The following is a 10,577-nucleotide window of genomic DNA, read 5'->3' as shown; positions in this document are numbered from 1 at the left end:
AGGACTCTCGTGTAGTACGCTTCGGGCGGCCATTTGGCCGCCCTTTTTTTATGGTGATGAAGTTGAAGGGTATTTTTGTCGGGCGTGAAGCACCCTCAGTATTTTGATGTGGCCATTCACTCGATAGACCAGCAGATAGTTCGGATGAATCACCATTTCGCGCGTGCCGGGTACTCGGCCAGGTCGGTAACCATAAGGTATTGATGAAAGTCGCTGTGCTGCTGCACCCACCTTGTGTCTTAGCGAAATTGAAGCGTTGGTATTGTGTTGCTCGATGTATTTGAAGATGTCAGCCAGTTGACGCGAGGACTTGCTGCTCCATTCAAGCAGCAGCGCGGCGCTTCCTGCGTATCTCTTCCAGCATCTGGTCGAGCATTGCCATAACTTCATCATGGGGAATGCCAGGACTTGGATCATCCAGTGCATCCTGTATCTCTGCACGAAACCAGCGATCGTAGCTCTCGGCCTCTTCTTCGGATTCGAAGTCAGAGTAATACGGGGAAAGTAATAAGCTCATAGTGATCTCCGTGATCAATCTCGGCAGTTTAAGGGGGAATGGCCCATTGTCGTCACTGGCAGACGATGTACCCCATGAGCCCTTGAAGAACCATGGGATAACGAAGCCCAGTATCTGCAAGCACCCCTTTGAAATCTGCCGGACGTTTCCCTCCGTTGTCCGGCAATCTCGACCGCCGCTGTAGGCCTATTCCTGCCCTCTGTTTTTCAGGTTTTCAGCCTACAAATCCGCGCGCGCCTTCCTACAAACGCACTCAGAACGCATACGGAATACTCACCTTCGCCCACAACATTTCCCCCTCCGGCCGGTTCTCTACGTCGAACTCCTTGGCCCAGCGAATCTCGGCGCTGGCGTACTTGAGGAAGGTGAAGTGCAGCGCCGGGCCGATGGCGAACACCTTACCGCGTACGCCGTCGTTCACGTCTTCGCCGGCGAACTGCACGGTGTGGCCGAACTGTTTGTCGTCGGTGGTCTGCTTGAGGTAGTAGCCGTTGATGCCGAGCATCAGGTCGTCGGTGATCTTGTAGCTGGCCGAGTAATCGAAGTGGAAGATCTGCCCGGACTTGTAGTCGGTGTCCTTGTTCTTCTCGTTGAAGCTGTAGGTGGTCTTCATCGACACCTCGGTGCGTTCGGTCGGCAGCCAGGTGAAGGAGAACAGCGGTTTGTAGGTGTAGAAATTGTTGCTGGTGTTGGCCAGCCGATCGACGCTGTATTCGCCGGTGGGCACGGTGATTTCCACGGCGGCGCCGAGGGTCAGGTCTTTGCCCATGTCCCACAGGATGATCGGCGCGATGGTGGTATCGCCCATGCCTTCGCGGGTATCGCTCAGACCGAACACCGAGACTTCCTGCTTGAGCCACGGCTGGGCGATGTAACCGGCCAGGCGCCCGCCGAAGATCCGCACCGGGCTCAGGTAGTCGAGGCGCGGGATCACGGCAGTGGACTCGATCTCGACATTCGGCACCTTGCCGCCGAACGAGCTGATGTTGAGCTTCCGCGCCTTGTAGTGGTTGTAGTAGAGGTTGAAGGCGACCATGTTCTCCGGAAGGCTGTCGACTTCCATCGGCAACATGAAGAAGCCGTCGGTGCCGGGGCCGATGTTGTCGACACCGGCTTCGGTGGCCAGTGCCGGCAGGGTCGCGGCGCAGCCGAGCAGGCTCAGCGCCAGTCGCACAGGGAATGTCGCGCGGTTCGGGGTCATGTCCGTCCTCATTATTATTGTGTTTGGGCGCAACGCCGGCACGCAGGGCGCCCGGCCACTATAGAAATAAGCCCTTGGCGCACGACAGGGCAGGGTATTGGCGGACACGGAAGGGGGCTTCTGCGGACAGCCCGTCAACCCTGTGCTAACTTCCTTCGACATAACCGGTAACAAAAATAACAATTCAGCGTGATCCGGAATGTCAGCCTCCATGAACGTAAAAGTCCAAGACCCGACCTTCGAACTGGCGCTGGTGTCGCCATTTCTCCTGCAAACCCTGGCCGAGGTCGCCGCCAACAAGGGCATCGAGCCGCAGAGCCTGTGCCGTGGCCTGGGTTTTGATTTCGAAGACTTGCAGGATCCGGCGCAGCGGATTTCCTACCGCCAGGCCGTTGCCATGATCCAGCGTGCGCTTAAAGCTTTGCCCAATCAGGGGCTGGGCCTGTGGGTCGGCGCGCAGAACGTACTCGGGACGCTGGGGCTGCTGGGGCATGTACTGTCGCTGTGCAAGACCTTGCGCGACGCGTTCGAAATCGGGGTTCGGCATCAGCACACTTCCGGCGGGATCGTGGTTTCCAGCGTCGATGTGGTGGGCGATCAGGTGTACGTCGACGTCGAATGCCGGTTGCCATTCGCCGAAGTGCAGGTGTTTGCGGTTGAAGAGTTTTTCGCCAGCCTGCTGGTCTACGGCCGGGCGCTGGTGGGCGAGACGTTCAAGCCGATAGCCGTGGAGTTCATGCACGCCGCGCCGGATTACGTCGATGAATACCGGCGGCTGCTGGGGCCGGAGGTGCGCTTCGGTTGCCTGCACAATCGCATGCTGATCGATGTGCAGTGGCTGGATGTGAACCTGCCCAACCACCATTCGCTGGCGCTGCGTCAGGCGGTCAAGTTGCTGGAACTGGAGGCGGCGCAGGTTCATCAGAAGATTGATCTGATCCAGGCCGTGGAGCGGGCGATTGCCCGGGATCTGAGCCGGGGCAGTCACATCGAAAAGATTGCTGGTGACTTGAACATGAGCAGTCGTACTTTGCGTCGGCGGTTGACTGAACATTCGCTGACGTTCGAGGCGCTGCTGGAGCAAGTGCGTCAGGCGCGCACCATGAGTTTGCTGGCCAATCCTGAGATGCCGATCGAGCGGATTACCGAGGAAGTCGGCTATAGCGATGTGCGCAGTTTTCGGCGGGCGTTCAAGCGGTGGACGGGGAAGAGTCCGAGTGCGTGGCGCAGCGAGTGCGTCATCTGATCCCACACAAACCCTCCGGCTACAGTTAAACTCCGCGCTCTTTCCAAGGAGTCGACATGAGTTACTACCAGCCGGGCATCCTCGCCACCCCAGTTCCGCCGCAAGCACGTCATCTGTTTTTCGCCCTCGAGTCGGTTGAAGCGCTGCCGCAGGCGATCGACAACCTGCTGAATCTGGTGGACGGCAAGTCGGCGGTGGTCGGTTTCGGTGAATCCCTTGCCAAGGCCCTGAATGTGAACATCGACGGCCTGCGCAGCTTCCCGGCGCTGACCGGCGTCGGCGTGGAAAACCCGTCAACCCAGCACGCCCTGTGGGTCTGGTTGCACGGCGTCGATCGTGGCGATCTGCTCAACCGCAGCACTGCACTTGAGGCCGCACTGGCCCCGGCGCTGCGTCTGGTGCAGATGCAGGAAGCCTTCCGCCACAAGGACGGTCACGACCTCACCGGTTATGAAGACGGCACTGAAAACCCGCATGACGAAGCCGCCATCGCCGCCGCACTGCAAAGTGAAGGCGCTGACGGACTGGTCGGCGGTAGCTTCGCCGCGATCCAGCAATGGCAGCATGACCTCAAGGGTTTCCATGCGCTGTCTGCCGAGGACAAGGACAACATCATGGGCCGTCGCCTGAGCGACAACGAAGAGATCGACGACGCCCCGGTGTCCGCCCACGTCAAGCGCACCGCCCAGGAAAGCTTCGCTCCGGAAGCCTTCGTCGTACGACGTTCGATGCCGTGGATCGAAGGTGACCGTGCCGGCCTGATGTTCCTGGCGTTCGGCTTCTCCCTCGATGCCTTTGAAGCACAACTGCGCCGCATGAGCGGTCTGGAAGACGGCATCACCGACGGTCTGTACCGCATCAGCCGGCCGATCACCGGCGGTTACTACTGGTGCCCGCCGCTGCAAAACGGCCACCTCGATCTGCGCGCACTGCGCATCGGCTGAGGCACAAGCATGAACGTGGTGCGTTGGGGCATGATCGGTTGCGGCAGTGTCGCTGAACGCAAGAGCGGGCCGGCCTTCTACAAGGCGCCCGGTTCGGCGTTGGTGGCCGTCATGGGGCGACGCCTCGAAGCAGTGACCGATTACGCCGCGCGCCCCGGCATTACCCGGACTTACACCGACGTCGATGCCCTGATCAACGACCCCGAGGTGGACGCGGTGTACATCGCCACGCCACCCGACAGTCACCACGCCTACAGCCTGAAAGTCGCCGCCGCCGGCAAGCATTGCTGCGTGGAAAAACCCATGGCCCTCAATGCCGGGCAAAGCCGCGAGATGCAGCGGGTATTTGCCGACGCCGGCCTGCACCTGTTCGTGTCCTATTACCGCCGTTCGTTGCCGCGTTTCCAGCAAGTTCGGCAATGGCTGGAACAGGGGCGCATCGGTGAGGTGCGGCACCTGAGCTGGACGCTGACCAAGGCGCCATCGCCCAAGGATCTGGACGGCAGCGCAAACTGGCGCACCGATCCGGCGGTGGCCGGGGGCGGGTATTTCGCGGATCTGGCCAGCCATGGCTTTGACCTGTTCCAGTACCTGCTCGGCGACATCGTCGAAGTCGCCGGCTTCACCGCGCGTCAGGCCGGGCTTTATGCGGCGGAAGATGCGGTCAGCGCCAGTTGGCGATTCGCCTCGGGGGCGTTGGGCATGGGCTGCTGGAGTTTCGTTGCGGACCGGCGCGAGGATCGGGTCGAGATCATCGGCAGCCAAGGGCGGATCGGTTTTTCGGTGTTCGACGAGCATCCGGTCGAACTGCATGCCGACGAGGACATCAGCCTGGAAATCCCCCATCACGAACACATCCAGTGGCACCACGTGCTGGGCATGAACGCGCAGATTCGCGGTGAGTCGCAGCACCCGGCAATCGCCGCCGAAGCCCTCAAGACCGATTGGGTCATGGATCAGATCCTCAAGCGCCACTGAAGGCGCATCTAACCTTATGCTCATTCGGTATTTCTCAAGCTTGTCATAACGTCTCTAAGATCACGTCATAACTCGTTATAACAAGTGATCCCGTGATGACCGATAACGTTCTCTCCCTTGGCAGTGTTCCTCTGCACACCCAACTGCGCGACGTGCTGCGCGCCCGGATTCTCGACGGCGAATACCCGCAAGACAGCCAGATGCCGTCCGAAAGCGAGCTTGGCACGCTGTTCAAGGTCAGTCGCATCACCGTGCGTCAGGCCCTGGGCGATCTGCAGAAAGAAGGGCTGATCTTCAAGATCCACGGCAAAGGCACCTTCGTCGCCAAACCCAAGACCTTTCAAAACGTCAGCACCCTGCAAGGCCTCGCCGAGTCCATGACCGGCCGTGGCTACGAGGTGATCAACCGCCTGCGCAGCTTCAAATTCATCGCCGCCGACAAACTGGTGGCCGAGCGTTTGCAGGTTGCCGAAGGCGAAATCGTCGCGCAGATCAAACGCGTACGCCTGATCAACCGTGAGCCGATCTCGCTGGAAATCACCTACCTGCCCAAAGCCGTCGGCGAGCGGCTGGAGAAGGCCGATCTGGTGACCCGCGACATCTTCCTGATCCTCGAAAACGACTGCGGCATCGCCCTCGGCCACGCCGATCTGGCCATCGATGCGGTACTGGCCGACAGCGACCTGACCCAGGCGCTGAACGTCGAGGCCGGCTCACCGATCATGCGCATCGAACGTCTGACCCACGACGCCAACGGCCAGCCGCTGGACTTCGAACACCTTTACTACCGTGGCGATGCGTTCCAGTACCGCCTGCGGATCGACCGGCAAAAAGGGGCCTGAACATGACCCGCAATACTCTCGAACAGGAATACGACATCGTCGTGATCGGCGGCGGCACCGCTGGCCCGATGGCCGCGATCAAGGCCAAGGAAAAGAACAAGGAACTGCGCGTGCTGCTGGTCGACAAGGCCAACGTCAAACGCAGCGGCGCGATCAGCATGGGCATGGATGGCCTGAACAACGCGATCATCCCCGGCCACTCGACGCCCGAGCAGTACACCAAGGAAATCACCATCGCCAACGACGGCATCGTCAATCAGGCGGCGGTCTATGCCTACGCCACCCACAGCTTTGAAACCATCGAGCAGCTCGACCGCTGGGGCGTGAAGTTCGAGAAGGACGAAACCGGCGATTACGCGGTGAAAAAGGTCCACCACATGGGCGCCTATGTGCTGCCGATGCCGGAAGGGCACGACATCAAGAAAGTCCTCTATCGCCAGTTGAAGCGCGCGCGGGTGACCATCACCAACCGACTGGTCTGCACCCGTTTGCTGACCGACGAGGAGGGCGCCATCAACGGTGTGATGGGGTTCGACTGCCGCACCGCCGACTTCCATGTGATCAAGGCCAAGGCTGTCATCCTCGCTTGCGGCGCGGCCGGGCGCCTCGGTCTGCCGTCCTCGGGTTACCTGATGGGCACCTACGAAAACCCGACCAACGCCGGCGACGGTTACGCGATGGCGTATCACGCCGGTGCGGAGCTGGCGAACCTCGAGTGCTTCCAGATCAACCCGCTGATCAAGGATTACAACGGCCCGGCCTGCGCCTACGTCACCGGCCCGCTGGGCGGCTACACCGCCAACAACAAGGGCGAACGCTTCATCGAGTGCGACTACTGGAGCGGGCAGATGATGTGGGAATTCCACCAGGAACTGGAGAGCGGCAACGGCCCGGTGTTCCTCAAACTCGATCACCTGGCCGAGGAAACCATCCAGAACATCGAGGAAATCCTGCACAGCAACGAGCGCCCGAGTCGTGGCCAGTTCCACGCCAATCGCGGCACCGACTACCGCACGCAGATGGTCGAGATGCACATCTCGGAAATCGGTTTTTGCAGCGGTCACTCGGCGTCCGGCGTGTGGGTCAACGAGCGCGCCGAAACCTCGGTGAAGGGTTTGTACTCGGCCGGTGACATGGCCGCCGTGCCGCACAACTACATGCTCGGCGCGTTCACCTACGGCTGGTTCGCGGGCAACAACGCGGCGGAGTTTGTCGCCGGGCGCGAGTTCTCTGCGCTGGATGCCGAGCAGGTCGAGAAGGAAAAGGCCCGGGTCTACGCACCGCTGGATCGCGAACACGGCCTGCCGCCGGCACAGGTCGAGTACAAGCTGCGGCGCTTCGTCAACGACTACCTGCAACCGCCGAAAGTGACCAAGAAAATGGAAATCGGCCTGCAACGTTTCAGCGACATCGAACGCGATCTCGACGAGATGAAGGCCAACAACGCCCACGAACTGATGCGCGCCATGGAAACCAGCGTGATCCGCGACTGCGCCGAAATGGCTGCGCGCGCCTCACTGTTCCGCGCCGAAAGCCGTTGGGGCTTGTACCACTACCGCGTCGATCACCCGCAACGGGACGACCGCGAATGGTTCTGCCACTGCCACCTGAAGAAGGGCGAGGACGGACGCATGACCAGTTTCAAGAAAGCCGTCGAGCCTTACATCATCCCGCTCGACGCCGAGGAAATGCAGGCCTACGACCGTCTGCGGGTCGGCGCTTTCGCCGCTTGATGCACCACTAGAGAGAGTCCGAACCATGGCCTATCAAGCCCAGGAAATCTTCTTCCGCTCCAATGCCCCCGTCACCGTGGACGAGGACAAATGCATCGCCGAAAAGGGCTGCACCGTGTGCGTCGATGTCTGCCCGATGGACCTGCTGGCGATCAACCCGGCCACGCAAAAGGCCTACATGGCGTTCGATGAATGCTGGTACTGCATGCCGTGCGAAAAGGACTGCCCGACCGGTGCGGTGAAAGTCGAAATCCCATATTTACTGCGTTGACCCCAAATCCACTGTGGGAGGGGGCTTGCTCCCGAAGAGGCCGGCATTGCTGGCATCACTATTGACTGAAACACCGCTTTCGCGAGCAAGCCCGCTTGTATGTTTAGACTTGAAGGGGTGGGCGGGACTAAAAGCTCGATTCCGACTCTAGCCAGTACGGACCGTGGGAGACTTCTCGTCCCGCCCTTTCTACCTAAAGCGCCGATAAGGAATTCATCGGTAAAACCGACGATAGAGGCAAGCCAGCGCTACGGTAGACCCCGACAAGCTCTTAAACCCTATCTCCGAGGATTCGTCATGACAATCCTTACCTCGCCAACGGTGATTGGTGTCGATGTGGCCAAGGCCGAAATCGTTGTTTATCGCGAAGATCTGGAAATTACCCAGGTCATCAACAATGACCGCACGTCTGTAGGTCGTTGGCTGAAGACCTTGCCCGCACAAAGCTCGATCGCCCTGGAAGCCACTAATCTCTACCACCTGGACACGGCCGAACTGGCCCATGGTATGGGGCATCGGGTTTACGTCGTGGACCCTTACCGGGTGAGCCATTACCGCGAAAGCATCGGTCAGCGTGCAAAAACCGACCCTTGTGATGCACGTCTTCTGGCGCGTTATCTAACCAGTGAACAGCACCGGCTGCGGGTCTGGAGCCCACCACCACGGCACTACACGGTGTTGAAAAGTCTGCTTAACAAGCGTGCGCAGCTGATGAAGGCCCGAGTCAGTATCATGCTGAGCTGGTCAAACGAACCTCTCCTTGAAGATCTTTTGGCCCATGGGTTGGAGCATTTCAAACAGCTTGATCAGGCCATTCAGGAATTACTTCGCAAAGTCAGCCAAGAGGCCGGCATTAGCGAAAACATCAGACGCTGCAAAGCGATTGAAGGGATTGGTGAACTCACGGCAACGGGCTTGGCAACTACGTATATGCGAGGTGAGTTCGCCAGCGCCGATGCGTTCATCGCCTTTCTGGGAATGGATTTGAAGGCAAAGGACTCAGGCAAGAAACACAGTCCTCGCCACTTGAGCAAAAAAGGTGACGGGGAATTACGGCGTCTTGCACACAATGCAGCTATGGCAGCTTGTCGGTCCCCTGTTTGGAAACCGTTCTATGAATCCTATCTGGCAAGAGGTCTAGCCAGAACCCAGGCTTTGGTCATCCTCGCCCGTAAGCTTTGCCGGGTGGCATTCGCCCTCATGAAAAATCAGAGCGAATACCAACCGAATCTAAGATTGCAGGGTTCCCCTGCAACATAGAATCTCCCACAGGGGATTTGTGGCGAGCCGATAGCCATCCGGTGAACCCGGACGCTGGATTCACCAAACACCCCTCGTTTCCCACCGCGCCCTGATCGCGGCGGAGACGAACATCCTATAAATGATTCGAGGGGATTCAACCATGTTGCGTGCAGCAATCGCCGGTCTGGTACTGGCTTCGTTCACCCTGTCGGCCTCGGCCGAAACCATCCGCATTGCCATCGGCACCCAGGACACCACCATCAACTGCGCCGCCGGCGGCCTGTTGATTCGCGAGCTGGGCCTGCTCGACAAATACCTGCCTCACGACGGCGCCTACAAGGACGCCAAGTACGACGTGCAGTGGAAGAACTTCACCAGCGGCGCACCGCTGACCAACGAGATGGTCGCCGGCAAACTCGACTTCGGCGCCATGGCCGATTTCCCCGGCGCGTTCAACGGCGTGGCGTTTGAAACCGCCGGCAAACACAGCCTGTTCATCAGCGTGTTGTCGGGCAGCATCAAGGGCAGCGGCAACGGCATCGTGGTGCCGAGCGCGTCGGGCGTGCAGTCGCTGAGTGAGCTCAAGGGCAAGACCATTTCCGTGCCGTTCGCCTCCACCGCCCACGGCATGTTGCTGCGCGCCGTGGCGGAGCAGGGTTGGGATCCGCTCAAGGACGTGAACATCATCGCCCAGCCGCCAGAGGTCGCAGGCTCGGCGTTGCAGGCCGGCAAGATCGACGCCCACGCCGACTTCGTGCCGTTCGCCGAACTGTTCCCGAGCCGTGGCTTCGCCCGCAAGATCTACGATGGCGCCCAGGCCAATGCGCCGACCTTCCACGGTGCGCTGGTCGATCAGGCTTACGCGAAAAAGTACCCGGAAATCGTCGTTGCTTACCTGCGCGCCAGCATCGAGGCCAATCAACTGCTGGCCGCCGAACCGGAGAAATACAGCGAACTGATCGCCAAGGTCACCGGCGTCGATGCCGAGGTCAATTACCTGTTCCACGGCCCGCTCGGTGTGCAGACCCGTGACCTGAGCTGGAAACCGGAGTATCGCCAGGCCGTGGGCACCGCGATCGACACGCTGAAGCTACTGAAGAAGGCGGATCGCGGGCTCGACCTGAATACCTTTATCGACGATCAGTACATCCGTGCGGCGTTCAAGGCTTCGAATCTGGATTACACGGCGCAACTGGCCAACTACGCGCAGACGCCGTTGAGGTCTGTCGATGCGGCGACCGGGAAAGCGATTTCGGACTTCAGTCATGTCGCGGAAATCTGGGTGCGCGGTGAGGACAAGGTTCGGCGGTATGCCTCGGCTGAAGAGGCGTTCACGGCGCTGGCCGGCCTGAAGTCGGAAGGCAAGAACATCCGGGCGGTGTATGCGCAGGCGAGTGACAGCGGGATCAAGTTGCTGGCGGAGCAGGCGTGGTTTGCCAGTGATGCGAAGGGGCGCCTCAGCGCGTTTTTGCTCAAGGGGCAGGCGCAGCAATACGCGTCGGCGCAGGGCGGGAAGGTGTTCGACTTCACCGACGCCACCGCCCAGGCCGTGGCCATCCGTTAACTCAAACGTAGATCGTTCCCACGCAGACGGTTCGACGCC

General features: G+C 60.1%; 11 protein-coding genes. 8 read left to right on the top strand and 3 right to left on the bottom strand.

The window, feature by feature from the left end:
- Positions 1 to 48: 48 nt before the first annotated feature.
- From LOY31_RS16335 to LOY31_RS16325, 3 genes are all read right to left on the bottom strand, one after another.
- A complete protein-coding gene (locus LOY31_RS16335; protein ID WP_258713614.1) occupies positions 49 to 390 on the bottom strand; it encodes a type II toxin-antitoxin system RelE/ParE family toxin in 342 nt (113 codons plus the stop codon).
- Positions 323 to 517 carry a stability determinant gene (locus LOY31_RS16330; RefSeq protein ID WP_085745848.1) on the bottom strand — a complete coding sequence of 65 codons (195 nt, stop codon included), beginning with the start codon at positions 515 to 517 and terminating at the stop codon, positions 323 to 325. Before LOY31_RS16330 ends, LOY31_RS16335 begins: the two co-directional genes overlap by 68 nt.
- Positions 518 to 770: 253 nt before the next feature.
- Complete coding sequence (locus LOY31_RS16325) at positions 771 to 1,718, bottom strand: transporter (RefSeq protein ID WP_085603133.1); 948 nt, start codon at positions 1,716 to 1,718, stop codon at positions 771 to 773.
- Between the two features lie 211 nt (positions 1,719 to 1,929).
- On the opposite strand from LOY31_RS16325, the gene LOY31_RS16320 reads away from it, so the two are divergent.
- From LOY31_RS16320 to LOY31_RS16285, 8 genes are all read left to right on the top strand, one after another.
- The gene (locus LOY31_RS16320) at positions 1,930 to 2,964 is read left to right on the top strand and encodes an AraC family transcriptional regulator (protein WP_258711855.1); all 1,035 of its coding nucleotides are present in this window, start codon (positions 1,930 to 1,932) and stop codon (positions 2,962 to 2,964) included.
- 56 nt (positions 2,965 to 3,020) lie between these two features.
- Positions 3,021 to 3,908, top strand: a complete 888-nt coding sequence (locus tag LOY31_RS16315; protein WP_085710144.1) for a Dyp-type peroxidase — start codon at positions 3,021 to 3,023, stop codon at positions 3,906 to 3,908.
- A gap of 9 nt (positions 3,909 to 3,917) precedes the next feature.
- Positions 3,918 to 4,886: a Gfo/Idh/MocA family protein gene (locus LOY31_RS16310; protein ID WP_258711854.1), complete on the top strand. Its 969-nt coding sequence runs from the start codon at positions 3,918 to 3,920 to the stop codon at positions 4,884 to 4,886.
- A 95-nt stretch (positions 4,887 to 4,981) separates the two neighbouring features.
- Complete coding sequence (locus tag LOY31_RS16305; RefSeq protein WP_085603142.1) at positions 4,982 to 5,728, top strand: GntR family transcriptional regulator; 747 nt, start codon at positions 4,982 to 4,984, stop codon at positions 5,726 to 5,728.
- A gap of 2 nt (positions 5,729 to 5,730) precedes the next feature.
- A complete protein-coding gene (locus LOY31_RS16300; RefSeq protein WP_258711853.1) occupies positions 5,731 to 7,461 on the top strand; it encodes a fumarate reductase/succinate dehydrogenase flavoprotein subunit in 1,731 nt (576 codons plus the stop codon).
- A 25-nt stretch (positions 7,462 to 7,486) separates the two neighbouring features.
- Positions 7,487 to 7,732: a ferredoxin family protein gene (locus tag LOY31_RS16295; protein ID WP_007959413.1), complete on the top strand. Its 246-nt coding sequence runs from the start codon at positions 7,487 to 7,489 to the stop codon at positions 7,730 to 7,732.
- A gap of 297 nt (positions 7,733 to 8,029) precedes the next feature.
- Complete coding sequence (locus LOY31_RS16290; protein ID WP_064378582.1) at positions 8,030 to 8,992, top strand: IS110 family transposase; 963 nt, start codon at positions 8,030 to 8,032, stop codon at positions 8,990 to 8,992.
- A gap of 142 nt (positions 8,993 to 9,134) precedes the next feature.
- Positions 9,135 to 10,538 (top strand): ABC transporter substrate-binding protein, encoded by a 1,404-nt coding sequence (locus LOY31_RS16285; protein WP_258711852.1) that lies wholly within the window; start codon positions 9,135 to 9,137, stop codon positions 10,536 to 10,538.
- Positions 10,539 to 10,577: the final 39 nt, after the last annotated feature.

This window comes from Pseudomonas sp. B21-021, from assembly GCF_024749205.1.
In the GTDB taxonomy this organism is placed as follows: domain Bacteria; phylum Pseudomonadota; class Gammaproteobacteria; order Pseudomonadales; family Pseudomonadaceae; genus Aquipseudomonas; species Aquipseudomonas paraglycinae.
Note: the sequence above shows the minus strand (reverse complement) of the source record. Positions and strands in the feature narration are given on the sequence as shown.